At 42.2% G+C, this 17,380-nt stretch carries 17 protein-coding genes and 1 pseudogene; 11 read left to right on the plus strand and 7 right to left on the minus strand.

Going from position 1 to position 17,380, the window contains the following annotated elements:
• The first annotated feature begins 18 nt into the window (after positions 1-18).
• From B3Y13_RS06300 to B3Y13_RS06325, 6 genes are all read left to right on the plus strand, one after another.
• A complete protein-coding gene (locus B3Y13_RS06300) occupies positions 19-768 on the plus strand; it encodes an AzlC family ABC transporter permease (RefSeq protein ID WP_296693401.1) in 750 nt (249 codons plus the stop codon).
• A complete protein-coding gene (locus B3Y13_RS06305) occupies positions 769-1,104 on the plus strand; it encodes a branched-chain amino acid transporter permease (protein WP_296023869.1) in 336 nt (111 codons plus the stop codon).
• A 236-nt stretch (positions 1,105-1,340) separates the two neighbouring features.
• Positions 1,341-2,531, plus strand: coding sequence for an ABC transporter ATP-binding protein (locus tag B3Y13_RS06310; RefSeq protein ID WP_296669106.1), 1,191 nt, complete (start codon positions 1,341-1,343; stop codon positions 2,529-2,531).
• 73 nt (positions 2,532-2,604) lie between these two features.
• A complete protein-coding gene (locus B3Y13_RS06315; protein WP_414717815.1) occupies positions 2,605-3,579 on the plus strand; it encodes an ABC transporter permease in 975 nt (324 codons plus the stop codon).
• On the plus strand, positions 3,579-4,448 hold the full coding sequence (locus B3Y13_RS06320) for an ABC transporter permease (protein ID WP_296023877.1): 870 nt from the start codon (positions 3,579-3,581) through the stop codon (positions 4,446-4,448). The genes B3Y13_RS06315 and B3Y13_RS06320 overlap by 1 nt, the downstream gene beginning before the upstream one ends.
• 101 nt (positions 4,449-4,549) lie before the next feature.
• Positions 4,550-5,602 (plus strand): extracellular solute-binding protein, encoded by a 1,053-nt coding sequence (locus B3Y13_RS06325; protein WP_296023880.1) that lies wholly within the window; start codon positions 4,550-4,552, stop codon positions 5,600-5,602.
• On the opposite strand, the gene B3Y13_RS06330 is transcribed toward B3Y13_RS06325, so the two are convergent.
• Positions 5,599-6,045: a Holliday junction resolvase-like protein gene (locus B3Y13_RS06330; protein ID WP_296693403.1), complete on the minus strand. Its 447-nt coding sequence runs from the start codon at positions 6,043-6,045 to the stop codon at positions 5,599-5,601. The genes B3Y13_RS06325 and B3Y13_RS06330 overlap by 4 nt on opposite strands.
• A 237-nt stretch (positions 6,046-6,282) precedes the next feature.
• On the opposite strand from B3Y13_RS06330, the gene B3Y13_RS06335 reads away from it, so the two are divergent.
• The 5 genes from B3Y13_RS06335 to B3Y13_RS06355 all read left to right on the plus strand — a co-directional run bounded on the left by B3Y13_RS06335 (position 6,283) and on the right by B3Y13_RS06355 (position 12,406).
• Entirely contained in the window at positions 6,283-7,536 is a 1,254-nt protein-coding gene (locus B3Y13_RS06335) for an OmpA family protein (protein WP_296669099.1), read from the plus strand.
• A 63-nt stretch (positions 7,537-7,599) separates the two neighbouring features.
• Positions 7,600-9,282 (plus strand): RecQ family ATP-dependent DNA helicase, encoded by a 1,683-nt coding sequence (locus B3Y13_RS06340; protein ID WP_296669097.1) that lies wholly within the window; start codon positions 7,600-7,602, stop codon positions 9,280-9,282.
• A 250-nt stretch (positions 9,283-9,532) separates the two neighbouring features.
• Complete coding sequence (gene hisH / locus B3Y13_RS06345) at positions 9,533-10,159, plus strand: imidazole glycerol phosphate synthase subunit HisH (RefSeq protein WP_296023896.1); 627 nt, start codon at positions 9,533-9,535, stop codon at positions 10,157-10,159.
• A gap of 71 nt (positions 10,160-10,230) precedes the next feature.
• Complete coding sequence (gene hisF, locus B3Y13_RS06350) at positions 10,231-11,010, plus strand: imidazole glycerol phosphate synthase subunit HisF (RefSeq protein WP_296023901.1); 780 nt, start codon at positions 10,231-10,233, stop codon at positions 11,008-11,010.
• 364 nt (positions 11,011-11,374) lie between these two features.
• Positions 11,375-12,406: a formylglycine-generating enzyme family protein gene (locus B3Y13_RS06355; protein WP_296693405.1), complete on the plus strand. Its 1,032-nt coding sequence runs from the start codon at positions 11,375-11,377 to the stop codon at positions 12,404-12,406.
• Between the two features lie 65 nt (positions 12,407-12,471).
• Here B3Y13_RS06355 and B3Y13_RS06360 read toward each other — a convergent pair whose 3' ends face one another.
• The 6 genes and pseudogenes from B3Y13_RS06360 to B3Y13_RS06385 form a co-directional block, all read right to left on the minus strand.
• The gene (locus tag B3Y13_RS06360) at positions 12,472-13,950 is read right to left on the minus strand and encodes a type ISP restriction/modification enzyme (protein ID WP_296693407.1); all 1,479 of its coding nucleotides are present in this window, start codon (positions 13,948-13,950) and stop codon (positions 12,472-12,474) included.
• Complete coding sequence (locus B3Y13_RS06365) at positions 13,943-14,191, minus strand: DUF2442 domain-containing protein (protein WP_296693410.1); 249 nt, start codon at positions 14,189-14,191, stop codon at positions 13,943-13,945. Before B3Y13_RS06365 ends, B3Y13_RS06360 begins: the two co-directional genes overlap by 8 nt.
• Before the next feature lie 8 nt (positions 14,192-14,199).
• Entirely contained in the window at positions 14,200-14,457 is a 258-nt protein-coding gene (locus tag B3Y13_RS06370; protein ID WP_296023934.1) for a DUF4160 domain-containing protein, read from the minus strand.
• A gap of 31 nt (positions 14,458-14,488) precedes the next feature.
• Positions 14,489-14,713 (minus strand): hypothetical protein, encoded by a 225-nt coding sequence (locus B3Y13_RS06375; RefSeq protein WP_288584727.1) that lies wholly within the window; start codon positions 14,711-14,713, stop codon positions 14,489-14,491.
• Positions 14,713-15,612 (minus strand): N-6 DNA methylase, encoded by a 900-nt coding sequence (locus B3Y13_RS06380; protein ID WP_414718189.1) that lies wholly within the window; start codon positions 15,610-15,612, stop codon positions 14,713-14,715. Before B3Y13_RS06380 ends, B3Y13_RS06375 begins: the two co-directional genes overlap by 1 nt.
• 114 nt (positions 15,613-15,726) lie before the next feature.
• Positions 15,727-17,306 (minus strand): annotated as a pseudogene (locus B3Y13_RS06385) (helicase-related protein); the annotation flags it as partial.
• Between the last annotated feature and the right edge of the window lie 74 nt (positions 17,307-17,380).

The following is a 17,380-nucleotide window of genomic DNA, read 5'->3' on the forward strand; positions in this document are numbered from 1 at the left end:
AGTGCTATACTCGCCTCTATGTTAAAAAAAGACAGCATTTGCAAAGGCGCAAAACTTACGCTTCCTATTTTTTTTGGTTATATTTCTATTGGAATTCCTTTTGGATTGATGGTTGTAAACAACGGTTACCCGTGGTGGCTTGCCCTTTTTATGGGAATGACAATTTTTTCCGGAACAGGGCAATATATCGGAATAAGCCTTATGGCAGCAGGCGCTCCGCTTCCAGCATTTCTGGTAACACAGTTTTTTGTAGGAATCAGGCATATTGTCTACGGACTTTCGCTTCTAAAAAAATATGACAAAAGGCGTGTCGGAAAATGGAAGCCTTTTTTGATTTTTGCTCTTACTGACGAAACTTATGCGCTCATCACAACAAGCAAGGTTCCGCTTGGAGAAAAAGACGGTGAATTTTACAGTCTTATTGCCGCTCTCGACTGGTCTTACTGGCTTTTGGGCAGCGTAATCGGAGCTCTTTTAGGAACTTTTTTGCCTTTCGACTTTACAGGCGTTGATTTTGCGCTCAACTCGCTTTTTATTGTGCTTATGATTGAACAGATTAAACAAAGCAAAGACCTTTTTCCTTCTCTCTGCGGAATCTGCACGGCAATAGCGGCAATCGTCCTTTCAAAATTCGGTTATCTTCCATCGCAGCAGATTTTGATCGTAGCTCTTTCGCTTGGAATTGCAGTTTTGATTTTAGTGCGCGGAATTACTGTAATAAAACATACAAAAACAACAGAAGAATCAAGCTCAACGGAGGAAAAATAAATGCGACTTACACTTTCAGAGGCACTTATTGCAACACTTGTAACCGCAGCCCTTATGTATCTGCTGAGGGCTTTTCCGTTTATTCTTTTCAGCAGAAAAAAGCCGCCTAAGGTTCTTTCGTTTATTGAAAAATATATTCCTGCAATGGTAATCGGTGTTTTAATCATCTATTGCCTTGCCGATCCAAAATACATGACCTTTAGCTCTTCACCATGGGGAATTCCTGCAATCGCCGGAGTTTTGGCAACAATTATTTTACATCTATGGAAAGGCAACAGCATGATAAGCATTTTTGGCGGAACCATTTTATTTATGGCTCTTGAACGGCTGCTGTAAAATTTCAATAGATTATCGNNTATCGGGTCAAGCCAGATAATAACATGGGACAAGTTCAGTAATGACATTAAACTGTAAAGCTCGAAGTCTGTGTAAAATAAAAAATAAAATTTATAAAACTTTTAAAAAATGTGTAGACAATTTGGGCTAATAATCATATTTTAATTTTTATGCAGTTTTTCTGTTATTCATCAAAACCCCCAGAAGTCGGGCTGTAAAAAAAAGAGGTACTCACATTGAACGGTAGTCAGGTAAAGATTGACCACGTATCGAAAGAATTTGGCGATTTTATTGCGCTGAATGACATTAATTTTACGATTAATCAAGGTGAATTTTTCACTTTGCTAGGTCCATCAGGTTGTGGTAAAACGACACTTCTACGGATTATTGCAGGATTTGAAAATCCTGATGACGGTGCCGTTCTTTTTGATGATACAAACGTCGTAGGACTTCCGCCAAACAAAAGGCAGTCTAATACGGTTTTTCAGTCTTATGCGCTTTTTCCGCATATGACAGTTTTTGAAAACGTTGCATTTTCTCTCCGCTTAAAAAAAATCGACAATGCTACTGTTGAAGAAAAAGTCCTCAAATATCTGTCATTGGTTCAGCTTGAGGAACACATGTACAAAAAGCCGAATCAGCTTTCTGGCGGACAAAGGCAGCGTGTTGCTATTGCCAGAGCTCTCATAAACGAACCGAAAGTGCTTTTGCTCGACGAGCCTCTTTCTGCCCTCGACGCAAAACTGCGTTCAAGCCTTCTTGTTGAGCTTGACCGTCTGCACGACAAAATCGGAATCACCTTTATCTTTGTAACCCACGACCAGAGCGAAGCGCTTGCAGTTTCTGACCGCATTGCAATCATGAACAAGGGAAATGTGCTTCAGATTGGAACTCCTTTTGAAATTTACGAAAGTCCGGCTACTCAGTTTGTTGCCCAGTTTATCGGCGAAACAAACCTTTTTGAGTCAACTGTCGTAAAATGCGAAGGCTACAAGGCAAAAACCGGCGAGGAATACATGGTAACTCTCAACACTCCAGCCCTCGGACTGCAGGCTCAGCTTACAGGCGACACTCAGGCAACAAAAGAAGAAGACAAAAATATTCTTGTAACTGATTACGAGCACACAGACGAAGGCCAGAAAGTCGCCTTTACTATCCGCCCGGAAAAAATCAGAATTACTCTCGAAGAACCAAATGTAAACGGCCGCAAAGACATCAACGTGTTTAAAGGTGTGGTTGAAGAGCCGGTTTACACAGGTTTCCAGTCAAAATTCTATATCAAACTGGAAAAAACAGGCACAATCGTAAAAGTCTTTAAGCAGCATACAAACTATCTTGATGACGGCCCGGAAATTCAATGGAAAGACACTGTTTACATTTCGTGGTCGGCAGAAGACGGATATATTGTTGAAGATATTGAAAAATAATTTTTAATATCTTCATATCCGCATTTTTTCTATCATTTCTATCGATAAAAAAAGACAAAAGGACAAGTTTGTAATGAAAAAAGAAAAAGAAAGTCCGCAGCTGGCATTTGCAAAGGCTGCAAGAGACAAAAAATATAAAAAGATGAATCCAGGACCAGTTTATGCATGGCCAATGGGATTTTGGTTCAGTCTGTTTTTTGTAATCCCGCTCATAATTATCGTTGCATATTCTCTTATGAAGCGCGATGTTTATGGCTCGGTTATTGCTGAGTTCAGTTTAAAAGCCTACAAACAGATGCTTACTCCGGCGTATGGAATTATTTTTCTGCGCACACTGTGGATTACGGCTCTTTCAACTTTTATTACGATTCTGATTGCTCTTCCATGCGGTTATGCCATGGCAAGAAGCAAACGTCAGACATTGCTTTTAATTCTTATAATCATTCCATTTTTGACAAACTCGCTCATAAGAATTTTTGCATGGATTACAATTCTTGGCGACAATGGAATTTTAAATATGTTTTTGAGTTCTATTGTAAATTTTTGGCATAAAATAACCGGGAATTCTGCCGGGTTTGAGCCTGTAAAGTTTATGTACACAAAAGGCGCAGTTATAGTTTTAAGCATTTATATGTATCTGCCTTATGCGATTCTGCCGATTTTTACTGCTGTTGACCGTTTTGACTTTTCGCTTTTGGAAGCAGCCCGCGACCTTGGAGCAACAAAACCTCAGTCAATGCTAAAAGTTCTGCTTCCAGGAATCCGCAGCGGAATTATTTCGGCCTTGATTTTTACTTTTATCCCGATTTTTGGCTCTTACACAGTTCCGAATATTGTCGGCGGAAAAGACAGTTATATGATTGGAAATATAATCGTTGATCAGGTTCAGAAAACACGAAACTGGCCTCTAGCTTCTGCATTCTCAATGGTTTTGACACTTCTTTCCATGGCAGGCATTTTGTGGATGCTTTATTCCAGCAAAAAAGACGCTGAGCTCAAAAAAGTCTCTACAAAAGAAGACACTACAGGAATTGGAGGTGTAAAATAATGAAACACAATCCGTTTAACCTTATAAAACAAAACCGCGGAAAACAGAGCGAAAACTTCCGCCATGCAAAACGCGGCTGGAAAAAACGCGCTCCGCAGTTTAGTTTTTCAAAAACAGTGCTTTTTTTGTGTCTTTTGTTCTTGTTTTTGCCGCTTCTGGTAATCATTTTTTATTCGTTCAATGCATCTAAAGACACGGAATTTACAGGTTTTTCGTTTGTATGGTATCAAAAGCTGATTTTTGACTCTGCTCCTCTTTGGCATTCGCTATTGAACAGTTTTATAGTTGCAATTTCGTCTTCTGTCGTTGCAACGGTCTTGGGCTCGCTGGCCGCAATCGGAGTAAGCTGGTATAAATTTACGGGCAAAGGCTATATTCAGACAATAAGCTTTTTGCCGATGGTTTTGCCAGAAGTAATCATGGGCCTTTCGCTTTTGATTTTTTTTAGCGCCGTAAAAATGAGCCTTGGCCTGGTTACGATTTTTATTGCCCATACAACTTTCTGTCTGCCTTTTGTTTTTTTAATGGTTACTGCGCGTGTTGATGATTTTGACACCTCGATTATCGAAGCAAGCCATGACCTCGGAGCAAATGAAATTCAGACGCTCACAAAGGTTATCATTCCTGCGATTATGCCTGGAATTATTTCCGGCTTTATGATGAGCATTACAATGTCTCTTGAAGACTATGTAATTACTTTTTTAGTAAGCGGGCCTGGAAGCACAACCCTGCCGCTATACGTTTACTCGATGATTCGTTTTGGAGTAAGCCCGGTTATCAACTCGCTTTCGTTTGTTTTAATCGTTGCAATCGGAATTTTGACCTTCTCCTTGAGAAAAGGCTTGAAAGGCTTTGCCGCGGCGCGCTAGAAGGCTTTTCTGTTTTTTATGTAAAAAAACGCTCTGTGTGAGCGGTTTATTTAATGTTTTCCCGGTTGCAATGGGGCATCCGGGTTTTGGAGTTAAGCGTTATGAAAATCGCCTCTAAAATTGCAGTTGCGGCTTTTGGTGCATTTGCCGCTATGGGTCTCTTTACTTCTTGTGGAGATGACGGAAAAACTCTTTACCTGTACAACTGGACTTATTACACTCCAGACGAAGTTCTTCGCGACTTTGAAAAAGAATTCAACTGTAAGGTAAAAGTAGACAGCTATGCCTCTAACGAAGAAATGTATGCAAAGCTCAAGGCAGGCGCAAAAGGCTACGACATTGTTGTTCCTTCGCAGGACTATGCTTCAATCATGATTTCACAGGGAATGCTGCAAAAACTCGATCCGTCAAAGCAGACAAATAACTCAAAACTAAATCCCCTGCTTTCAAAAATGGCAACTTATGATCCAAATTTTGAATACGCAAGTCCATACTATCTTGGAGCGGCAGGCGTAAGCGTAAATAAAACAAAAGTTCAGGCCGGAACTTACGAAAAAAACTGGAATATTTTTGCTGACAAAAAGTTTGCAGGCCATGCCACAATGATGGACGACATGCGTGAAGTTGTAGGCGACGCGCTAACTGTTCTGGGCTACGACATTAACACGACAGACGAAGGCGAGCTTGCAAAAGCAAAAGAACTTATCGTAAATAAATGGAAGCCAAACCTTGTAAAATTTGACGCAGAAGGCTTTGGAAAGTCATTTGCCTCTGGAGATTTCTGGCTCTGCCAGGGATATGCAGAAGTAGTTTACGGTGAAGTTCCGGAAGAAAAATGGGAAGAAACAATCGACTTTTTTATTCCTGAAGAAGGCGGCCCGTCTTATCTGGACAGCATGTGCATCTTAAAGACTGCAAAGCACGCTGAGCTTGCAAATGAATTTATAAATTACATTCACCGTCCAGAAGTTTATGCAAAGTTTCTTGACGCATTCCACTTTCCTTGCTTTGTAGTTCCTGAGGCGGCGCAGTTTACGACTAAAAAACCAATGTACGAAGCAAGCCAGATGAATAACTGCAAGCTTAAGCTCGACATTGGCGAAAACCTGGACAAATACAACAATATTTGGCAGGAAATCCGCTACACAGACTAAAAATTTTTATTTTCTAAATTGGTGCGGTACTCTATGTACCGCACTTTTTTTTCCTCAACGCATTTTTTTATTTCTTTTTCGCGCTTTGAAAGCTGGCTTGTCCCGTTTTTTACTTCAATAAATAAAATTTCTTTTACCTCGCCATCATTTTCTGTGCTAAAAGCGACAAAATCCACAGGTTTTCCGACAAAACGGCAGTCGGCAGGATTGCATGGAAAATCCGGCAAAAAAGGAGCAATCTGCTCGGCTGCAAGTCCGGAAAGAACCGCTTTTGAACGGTTTACAGCATCTGCGCGCTCAGTTTTTAAGACACGGCGGAATTTTAACTCGGCAGAAATTCTTCCGGCTTTCCAGGAGATAAAAACAATTAAAATGAATATAATTATTCCGAAAATAAATAAAAGCGCGGGATTGTGAATAAAACGCTCAAGTAAAATGCTCATAAAGTGATTATACCATACTTTTTATATTGCATTGCAGCCCGATGGCTTGCGTGCGGTGCACGCTGCAACTTTTGCTTTGCAAAACTTGTTTTATATAACTGTGAGCTAAAGCTCGCCCGGGCTTTGCAGCCCGATGTGGAAGGGCGCGTGCGCGTGCAAAGCACCGAGGGCACCGAAGCCTGCAACAGCGGTTAGAGGGCCTCTTGTGCGTCCCAAATTTTATTATGGAGAATTTTTATGAAGAAAACGATTTTTTTTGCCGGATTTTTTATTTTTGCCGCAAATTTGTTTTTTGCTGCTGACGAAGGCAGAAAATTTGAGTTTAAATACAGCGAAGGCGACAATTTTGGCTTGATCTCTACTGTTGACGAGACTGTCAAAGTGAACGGCAGGCTGAACCACCGCGCAAAAATCGTAAGCCGTGTTACAGAAAGAGTCGAAAAAGTTGATGAAAACGGACGCGGCTGGATATGCGGAAATTTTATGACGAGCGAGCAGTCTCATTCTGCGGACAATAACGGCGGAAGCTGGAAATGGGGCGAAAATTTTGAAAGCAATTTCTGGAGGGCAAAGGACGGCCGGTTTGAAATTGACTCAAGCTATTTTATGCCGGTAATCCGCGACCTTCCTGTTTTTCCGGACAAAATGCTAAAAACTGGCGATGAGTGGACTGCCGAAGGCTACGAAGCGGAAGACTTGAGGCGCCAGCTGAACGTTGAAGAGCCGTTTTTTGTGCCTTTTACGGCAAAATACAAATATGAGCGCGATGAAGAAGGCCTTTCTTCGGACAGTTCCAGGACAAAAAAGACTTTTGCAGTAATTTCTGCAAAATACACGCTTTTTTACGAAACGGAAATGGAACAGGCGCAAAATGGTTTTATTGCTGATTTTCCAGTTACGACGATGGGTTTTTCTGACAGAACAATCTGGTGGGATTTTGAAAAGGGACAGATTGACCATTACGAAGAAAATTTTAGAATCGTGATTGAAACTTTGACCGGAAATGAATATCAGTTTTCTGGAAAAACGAAGGTCGAATATACAGAATTTAAGAGGACGGCGACAGAAGAGGCTGTGCAGGAAATCCTCGAAAAAATTGACGGAATGGGCTTGCAAGACGTTTCGGTAACAAAAACCGACCGCGGACTTACAATCAGCCTGGAAAATATTCAGTTTGAAGCAAACAGCGCGCGGCTCGAAAAAAGCGAAAAAACTAAAATCAAAAAAATCGGGGAAATTCTCTCGGCTTATCCTGACAACGACCTTTTAGTTTCGGGACACACTGCCCGCTTTGGAAGCGAAGAATCGTGCCAGATTTTGAGCGAGCAGAGGGCGGAAGCCGTTGCAGATTTTTTGACGAACTTGGGAATTAGAGAAAAAAAACACGTTTTTACGCAGGGATTTGGTTCAAAAGTTCCAGTCGCCTCAAATGCAGACAAGGCTGGAATGGCAAAAAACCGCCGCGTAGAAATTACAATTCTTGACAGATAATTGCTTTTTTTGTGCAAAAATTGACTTTTACCGCCATATATATTAGTGCCGGAGGCAATATGTATGGCAGAAAAAGATTTTTTTATTGAAGGCGAAGATTTTCCTGCGCAAAGTTTTGACGAAGAAGATTTTTTTTATTGCGATGAGGCAACCAGGGCAGCGCAAAAATCATTCGGCATAAAATTTTTGTTTCCGTGGCAAAGGCTTGTAATTGCAAATATTCTAGACACTTCATGCTCCGAAGATAAAGATTTTGAGCCAGACGGCCAGATAAACGAAAACGACGGTGTGTGCCGCGGAAAGCAGATTGTTCTTTTGCCGACAGGAGCCGGAAAATCTCTGTGTTTTTTGACACCTGCGCCGCTTTTGGACGGCCCGACTCTTGTAATTTATCCGCTTCTGGCTTTGATGGCAGACCAGCACAGAAGAATGCAGGAAGGAAGCCTTTCGTGCGTTGTTTTTAAAGGCGGACAGACACAGGAAGAACGGGAAGAAAATTTTCGTAAAATAGAATGCGGACAAGCGCGGGTAATTCTTGCAAATCCTGAAGCTTTGCAAAATGAAAAAATTATCTGCCGCTTAAAAAAATGCAGAATTGCCCACATTGCAATCGATGAAGCGCATTGCGTTTCTGAATGGGGAGATTCGTTCAGACCGGCATACCTTACGCTCGGAAAAATCATAAAAGAGCTCGGAGTAAAAACCGTCACCGCCTTTACAGCAACGGCAAGTCCTCCAGTCCTTGCAAGGGTGAATGAAGTCCTTTTTGACGGAAATGCCCATCTTGTTCAAAGCTCAGCAGACCGCTCAAACATTCACTACGAAGTAAGGTACGCATACGCAAAGAAAAAAGCCGTTTTAAGAGCATGCATCGAGCTTAAAAAACCAATGATAGTTTTTTGCTCAAGCAGGAGAAAAACGGAAGACACGGCTCGTCTTTTGACCGCATATTTCGGTTCAGAAAAAGCAAAATTCTATCACGCAGGCATGACAAAAGAAGAAAAACTCGCAGTTGAAAAATGGTTTTTTGACTCGGAAGACGGGATTCTTGCGGCGACGTGCGCATACGGAATGGGAATGGACAAGGGAAACATTTACACTGTGGTTCACCTCGACGCCCCGGAACACATAGAAAATTTTATCCAGGAAGCAGGCCGCGCAGGAAGAAAAGGCGACTCTGTAAGCTCGGTCTTAATCTGGAGCCACAAAGACCAGGCAAAATGGCGGCAGGCGCAAAAAAACAGCCGTGAAAAAGTTATGGGCGATTTTGCAAATTCAAAAATATGCCGCAGAGAATTTATGATGAGCTATTTGACAGGAGAACAGGTTGTCTGTTCGGGCTGCGACATTTGCGATGCGCAAAAACTTGGAAAAAAAGCTGATTATTGCGCGGACGACGCCGAATTTGCATTTAAGTTTATAAAACGGAACAGAAGGCTTTTTACAAAAGACGAAACTGTGAATATTTTGACCCAAAAGTTCAATTTGCGGGACAGAGATTTTTATAAGGAAAATGTCTGGGAAGCACGCGATATGCAAGAAATTCTAACGCAGCTTTTTGACTGTAAAAGAATAAAAAAGCTCGGCGGATTTTGGGAAAATCATATCGACATAAAAACAGAAAAACCTCATTTTTTATTCAGGCATTTTTTAACTGAAAAATCTATTCATCGGCTTTTTTTTCTGAGGCGGAATTTTCGTCTTTTTCAGAAGAAGCTGGAGGAACTGCGGCAACTATTTTCTTAATTTTTTGTTTTGGCGGCTTTTTTCGGTAATTGCCTATGTAACTGATAAATTCAAACATAACGGCACACCCAACCGCCGCCGCAATTACATTTTTGTTAGAAAAAACTGCTTTTATCACCTGAAAAAGTTCATCCATATAGAAATTATCGGAAAACTGCGCGAATTCTTCAATCTGAAAAAAACAAAACTTTTTGCAGATTAAAACTGCCTGGCATTGACCAAAAAATATCTCACCGCTAGAATTTCAGCCATGATTGGAATTGTTGACTACAATGCAGGCAATATAAAAAGTGTCGAACGCGCGCTTTTGTCTTTGAACGCAAATTTTATTCTCTCAAAAAAACCGTCCGAACTCGAAAATTGCGAACGGCTGATTGTTCCAGGAGTCGGCGAAGCAAAATACGCAATGGAACAGTTAAAAAAAACAGGCTTTGACTCATTTTTAAAAGACTGGGCAAAAGCAAAAAAGCCGATGCTTGGAATCTGTCTTGGAAGCCAGATTGTTTTTGAACATTCGGAAGAAGGCGATGTTGACTGTCTTGGGCTTTTAAAAGGCGAAATAAAGCTTTTTAACACAGTCTGGAAAGAAGAAGGAAAAAATCCGGGATTAAAAGTTCCGCAGATTGGCTGGAACGATTTGAATTTTTCAAACGGCGGCTCAAAACTTTTGGAAGGAGTTCCGGAACATTCAGACTTTTATTTTGTCCACTCGTATTTAATCCAGCCGGAAGACAAAACAATTGTAAAAGCATGGGTCGATTACGGAACGCAAGTTCCAGCCTGCGTGGAAAGCGAAAATATTACAGTTTTTCAGTGCCATCCGGAAAAGTCGGGAAAGTGCGGACTTCAGGTTCTGAAAAATTTTATTGACGGCTAGGCAGAAATTTTTAGGCAGGAATCCGCTAAAGCAAAAAAATACAGCCGAATCTAAAAAAAAGGTCAGAAAATATGTTAAAAAAAAGAATTATTGTTTGTCTTGATGTAAAAGACGGCCGGACTACAAAAGGCGTAAAATTTCAGAACAATGTTGATATTGGCGACCCTGTCGAGATGGCAAAAAAATACTACGATCAGGGAGTTGACGAGCTTGTTTTCTACGACATTATGGCAAGCGCGCGCGGAAGAGGTCCAATTCTTGAGCTTATAAGCCGCGTCGCTGAGCAGGTTTTTATACCTTTTTGCGTCGGCGGCGGAATCGGTTCAATCGAAGACATTCGCTCAACAATTCTTGCCGGAGCAGAAAAAGTAAGCTTGAACAGCCAGGCTGTAAAAAATCCGGAGCTTATTAGCCAAGGCGCGCGAATTTTCGGAAACCAGTGCATTGTTCTTGGAATGGATGCGGCAAAAGACGAAACCTGCCCAAGCGGCTACAGGGTTTTTATAAACGGCGGACGGACAAAAACCGATCTTGACGCGCGCGAATGGGCAATAAAAGCCGTAAAGCTTGGAGCCGGAGAAATCGTGCTGAATTCGATTGATGCAGACGGAATGAAAAACGGCTACGAAATAAACCTTACAAAAATGATTGCGGAAAGTGTCGGTGTTCCTGTAATTGCTTCTGGCGGCGGCGGAACTCCCGGACATCTGGCGAACGTACTAAAAGAAGGAAAAGCCGATGCGGCCCTCATTGCGAGCATGGTTCACAGCATGGGCTACACAGTCGGCGGAATAAAAGCCGATCTGGACAAAATGGGAGTTCCTGTAAGAATGCAAGATAAAAAACTGTAATCGCTGAAAAATTGCTTTTAGCAAAATTCGAGCGTATACTAAAAAATATTAGCTTTCTTGTTTTAAGAAAAGCGTATAGGAGATGTAAAATGAACAAGTTTTTTGCAAAATCAGCTGTGCTTTTGGCGTTTTTGACAATTTTGACGGGGGGGGTATAACTTCCTGTAAAGAAGACGACGATTCGGGCTCTGGAACTTCCTCTCAGCCTGAATATGTAGGAAAAATCTATTCGGCCAAAGACGGCAAAAGCTATTTAAAAATCGACACGGAATCCACCGCAACTTATTATGAGTGGGAAGAAGGCTCAGAAGTCCAGGCTTCCGCAAGAACAGCGGAATCTAATCCGACAGTTTACGGGCGTTATGTGGAGCACCAGGGAAAATACACCGTAACTCTTGAAGTTAATAAATATGTATTCAGCCTAGAGATAACATGGACTGGTTCCGACGGAAAAACATATTCCCGCATAATTCAAGCCGATATAGAAAATGGCAAGGCTCTTACTAAGTTCACAATTGACGGAAAAACAGTAGAATACGAGGAAGTCTCAACCGCCCCTGAAAAGCCTAGCGAAGATAACTCAGACGAAGACAACCCTTCAACAGATGACGTTCCGACCCCGGAAGATTTTGCAAGAGTCAGCGCGGGAACTTTTACAATGGGCGGCAAGACTGGCATGTCAACAGAAGAAAGCGAAGCCTCAAAAGCTCATTCTGTTACTCTTACAAAAGATTTTTTTGTTTGCACGCATGAAGTTACCCAGGCAGAATATAAACAATACGTGCCTGCCTATGAGATAGCTGACGGCGAAAATTATCCTGTCAAGTCTGTCAACTGGTTTGATGCAATTAGTTATTGCAACAAGCGTTCTAGCGACGAGGGGCTTACGCCGTGTTATTCACTCGAAGATTCAACAGATCCTGATAGTTGGAAAAAAACAGTAGGAACCTTAGCAAAAGTTGTCTGCAATTTTAATTCCAATGGCTACAGGCTTCCGACAGAGGCAGAATGGGAATATGCGGCGCGGGGCGGAGAAGACTATACATACAGCGGCTCCAGCGATTTTAGGGAAGTAGCTTCATATAGTAAAATAACAGAGGTTAAGCAGCATAAGGCGAATGCCTACGGAATTTATGATATGTCAGGAAATGTTGCAGAATGGTGCTTTGATTTTTACGCGCCATATACAACAGACGACGTAACAAACCCTGTTATAAGTGAGCCGGTTGATAAACAACATCGTATGAGGAAAATTATTAGAGGCGGTTATCCTGATAGCACTGCTCACTATTTGCTGGCTGTCAAATATAGATTTCCATTTGGTTTCCCAGGTGAATCGAGCTTCGCTAAAAAAAGTGCCTATTTAGGTTTCCGTGTAGTCCGCACTGTAAAATAGCAACTTTTTCCGCATTATGCTATGCGCCTCTGGCAAGCATTTGCCAGAGGCGCTGTTTTTTAAACCTATTCCTTTTCCCAGTCTACATCGGGCAGGGCGTCTACAATGTCCGCTGTCTGCACAGACACGTTTACAATGCTAAGGAGCAAGTCCAGAATATAGCGCGGCTTTTCGTGCTCCCTTGACCAGTCGTTCGGGTCGTTTGTAATTCCGCTTTTTTTGTCGGTAGTTACCGCATAGCGTTCCATTATCCACTCGATTGCGGATTTTCCGTTTACCACATATTCATAGGCTTTTTGCGGAATATTTTTTACCGTGTGGTAGTGATTATATATAATGGTGTCTTTCTGTCCTTTTTTTGGAAACTTCATCTGACAGACTTCATAGTATTCGTATTCGCTGTTTGAAGTGCCGGCTTTTGGTTTTTCTGCAACAAAAAGCTCGCCGCCCGGTGTGTTTTTTGAGTTTGAATCTGCGTATTTTTTATTTTCAAGGCTTTCTATTGTCAACCCTTGATATGCGGCAATCTGCTCATAATTCAAATGAAGGTTCGCCAGCTTTCGTCCTGCCTTGCTGAACGCCCAGAATTTCTCATAGTCGCTTATAAGCGGAATGCGCGGAAGCATTTTTTTTAAGTCGGCGCAGAAAGTCTTGCGGTAGCTTTTGGAATGCAGGATACCGTAGACATAATAGAAAATGTCCTCTTTCTGGACTTTGTTTCCGTACTTGCCCTGGGCGCGCTCCAAAATAAAGTCGCTGACAGCCTCGTGCCTTACAATTTGCGCGTCGTCCCCAAAAAGAGAGTTCTGCTCCGGCTCGATGGTTTCGTACCAGTAGAGCGGAAAACATTGTGTGTCGCCAGAATAATGATAATCTGGCAAAGAATCAGTAAGTAAGGGTGTTGGCGACTTAGCTGCACTAAAAGTTATTATCAAATTCTTAGATTTAGAAGTTGGAAATAAAGATGTTTGTTGATAAGTTCTTTGAATAAATTTCTTATGATAAATAAAATTTTGCTTTTGGAAAGGGCGATAAGAAACATCACAAAATTCATCGTTTGAAAAAGAATACAGTACATTTTTTTTAACATCATTTAAGAATAAATCTGACCAAGAAATTCTAGAGGAATCAAAATTTATTACATTCTCAATTTTCTCGTTAGGTTTTTCGGCAATAATCTTCTGATAATATAATCTTTGCTCATTGTAGAAATTTACCATTTTTTCTACATTCTCATTTAAATGATAAAAAGAATAATTGTAAAGATAGGCATCTTTCGCTGTTAAAATTCCATTTGAGTATGTAGTAAAAAAACTTTGTGATTTTGAATCAAATTTCTTATCAGCTTCAATCGGAATCCAAGTGCCGAACTTATCATTTCTCTGGCTTATCCAGTCGCCATGCTCATTCGGCTTTAGCCGGGTGAACGGCAGATTTTCCATGCTCTTGAAGCTTGCGATTATGTCCAGTTTTTGTTCACGGCTCAGGTAGTCGCCTATGTCGTAGTAGTAAATTTCTGCCTTATGATTGGGTGCCTCAGTCATTATAGCTAATTCCTTTTTCATAGAGTGTTTCAGGTGCAATATCTATTTCGTCATTCCATACGACAGTCTCGCCATTCGTATGCACCATGTTAAAAATGGAGATGTTTTCAAGAGGCTTGTACATTGGGTATTTTAAATATGGCTTCATGTCAAAGATTTTCCTAACGCCTTTTTCAAAAGTAAGCAATATTCTATATTCTTTAAGAGGCTCTACGTTTTTAACAGTCCAATATGCGCTCATTGTAACTCCTACTGCAACGGCAAAATTTTTACAAGTGTTTCTTTGTTCTTTGCAAGCTCCCAGTTGGCAATTAGCTCATCCTTGTGAATTTCAGCCCATGCGCTTACAAGTTTTTGTTTAGAAGCCGGAAGTTCGCCTTCCATTATGTTTCCGTCAAAATCAACGACAGACCAGTTTCCGCCATAATTTACATGAAAATGAGGCGGATTGTGGTCGTCTCCATACATATAAATCAAAAGTCCATAAAAACTAGATATACACGGCATTCAAAACCTCCATTTGTATTATAGCACTAATTTACTGTTTTGTTTCGCTCTTTTTTACAAGTACGGTTACCGCAATCGGTGTGCGGCTGCCAAGTCCGAACACGTTTCCTGCCTCTTTTTTGCGGAGCTCTCCGCTTGTCCTGCAGTTGCCCCGCAGGTTGAGCACATAGATCTTGCTGAATTCTTTTTCCAGGGTCTTTCTGAATCCGTCCTGCGCGTTGCCGTCCAGCCAGCTTCCGTTCGATACAAAAGCCACTATGCCGTCTCCTTTTTGACCAAGACTGTAATCGCTATAGGAGTCCTGCTTCCGCTCCCGAAAATCTTTCCTCCCTCCCTGCGGGAAAGTTCTCCGCTCGTCCTCTGGTTTCCTCTCAGATTGAACACATAAATCTTGTCGAATTCCTTCTCCAGTGTCTTGCGGAATCCATCCTGGGCATTGCCGTCCAGATAGCTCCCGTTCGATACGAACGCTATTATACCCCCCCCGTTCTTCTGTATAGCGATTCTGTCGCTTGCCCAGCGGAAGGCCTTTATGTATGAGTCATAAGCAGACTTATTCAACCCAGCTTCAGATTCCTTGACATAAGTTTCTGCAATGCGGTCTTCCAGTTTTTCATAGCTCTGGTTCTGCGCGTTGTCATTGGCAGACTTCTGTCCTACTGAATACGGAGGGTTTCCCATAACGACGGTAATCGGCTGTTTTTTCTGCTCGTTCACACGGTCGCTGTTTTCGCTGAACACCTTGTCGTCCAATGTGGGATCTCCATTCTCATACAGCTGGAACGTATCTGTTAAACAAATACCGCTGAACGGCTCGTATTCAGGTTCTGAATCAAGCTCAGAATGACAGTCCTTTATCAGGTCGTGGTAGGCGTTTTCTATGTTCACGCTTGCAATATAGTAAGCCAAAAGCACAATTTCGTTGGCAAAAATCTCGTGCCTGTATTTTCGCGCCAAGTCCTCTTTTTTAATAATTCCCGACTGCAGGAGCCGTGTTATGAACGTTCCCGTTCCTGTAAACGGGTCGATTATGTTAACTTTCTCGTCGCTGAGCGAACGTCCGAATTCTTTATTCAAAACCCACTCAACGCTATGGATAATAAAGTCCACAACTGGAACCGGAGTATAGACAATTCCAAGCTTCTCGACGGTCATAGGGAAAGCGTTCTTAAAAAAACTGTCGTAAAGCTCAACAACGACTTTCTGTTTTCCTTCCGCATTGTCAATTCCTTCGGCTCGCTGCTTTACCGAGTTATAGAACCGTTCCAGTTTTTCCAAGTCCCCGCTTTCGCTCTTTTCGTCCAAAAGAGAAACGATTTCTTCCAGCGATTTTGAAACCGGGTTTTCTTTGGTAAAGTGGTCGTTTCCGAACAGAGCCTCAAAGACTNNATCTCTACGGCGTCATGCCGGCTTACACTAGGATTCAGGTTCTTCTTTAGTCCTTCCCAGTAAGCGTTGAACTTGTCCTTATGGTCGCCATCAACTGAAATCAGCCTGTTTATGCGGTCAATATTTCTCTTTGCTATTTCGCCTACGTCCTTTCCCCAGTCTGCCCAGTAGCGCCGGCTTCCGCACTTGTTTACCATTTTGGCAAAAACCTGTCCGGTAAGCTTCTGGAACTTGTCGTATAATTCCTGCTGGAGCTCATCAAAGTCGAGCGTGCCCTGCACTGGTTCAGAACCGCCGTCGTCATCGCCGCCGCCGACCATTGGCTTTCCGCCAAAGTTGCCGCCGCCAGTTACGTTTATGATTTTAGGCTTCTTTTTATTTAGCTCTATTTTGTTGATTGTCGCATTAAAGCGGTCATCGTGGGCGCGGAGAGCATTCAGCACGCTCCATACAATCTTGAAGTCGTCGCTTGTGTCCAAAATCTCATCTGCGTTCTTATCCCCAGGCACAAGAACCGGTATGATTATGTAGCCAAATTTCTTGCCTTCGGCTTTTCGCATTACCCGGCCTACCGATTGAACCACATCGACCTGGCTGTTTCTTGAAGAAAGGAACATTATTGCGTCAAGGCTTGGAACATCAACGCCCTCGCTAAGACAGCGCACATTGTTCAGAACACGGCACTCTTTTTTATTTGGGTCGGCATGCTTTAGCCAGTCAAGTTTTTCCTCACGGACTGTGCTTCCCATTCCGCCGTCAACGTGCTCCGCCTGAACTGCGACAAGCTGCTCCCGTTCTTCCTCAGACATTTTTTCATAATACGCTTTCTGGCACACATTAAATGAGTCTTTTAAATAAATCGAGCTCTTTATGCTGGAGCAGAATGCGACTGCCGACCGCATCGGCTCCGGGTCAACGTCGCTGAACAGCTCCTTGTCAGTAAGATAGTTTGTCCGCTTTGAAAGAACATTGATGCATCCTATGAGTTTTATAGCGTCGCTTTCTTTTAAGTCGGCGTTTCCTTCCATAAGCTCATTCAAAAGCTCTGGCTCTACGGAATTTTCGTCGAGCGTAAGAACGATTACTTTGTAGTCAGAAAGAAGCTGTTTTTCGACTGCCTCACCGAATCCTATACGGTAGATTTCTTCACCGAACATTTGCGGATCGTCCATTGACCAGACTTCAACTTCCTTTTCCTTTGCTTTTGCTTGGGCGTCGCTGGAATAAAGACGTGGAGTAGCGGTCATATAAAGGCGCTTTTTTGCTTTTATATTGCCGTTTGAATGTACCTTTGTGAACGAAGACTGGCTCTTGTCCTTCTGCTTTACACCGGTTGTGCGGTGGGCTTCGTCGCAGACAATCAAATCAAAAATAAACGAGTCTTTATCCAAATTGTTTATTTGTTTCTGAACATCGCTGATTACGTCTATTGACTGGTATGTGCTGAACACGACAATCATGCCGCCTTCGCAAGCCTGTCTTGCCCTAAAATCAACAAACTGGCTGTAAACCTTCTTGCTGTCGGTTGTGGCGT

It is taken from the genome of Treponema sp. UBA7567 (genome assembly GCF_002476655.1).
GTDB lineage: Bacteria > Spirochaetota > Spirochaetia > Treponematales > Treponemataceae > Treponema_D.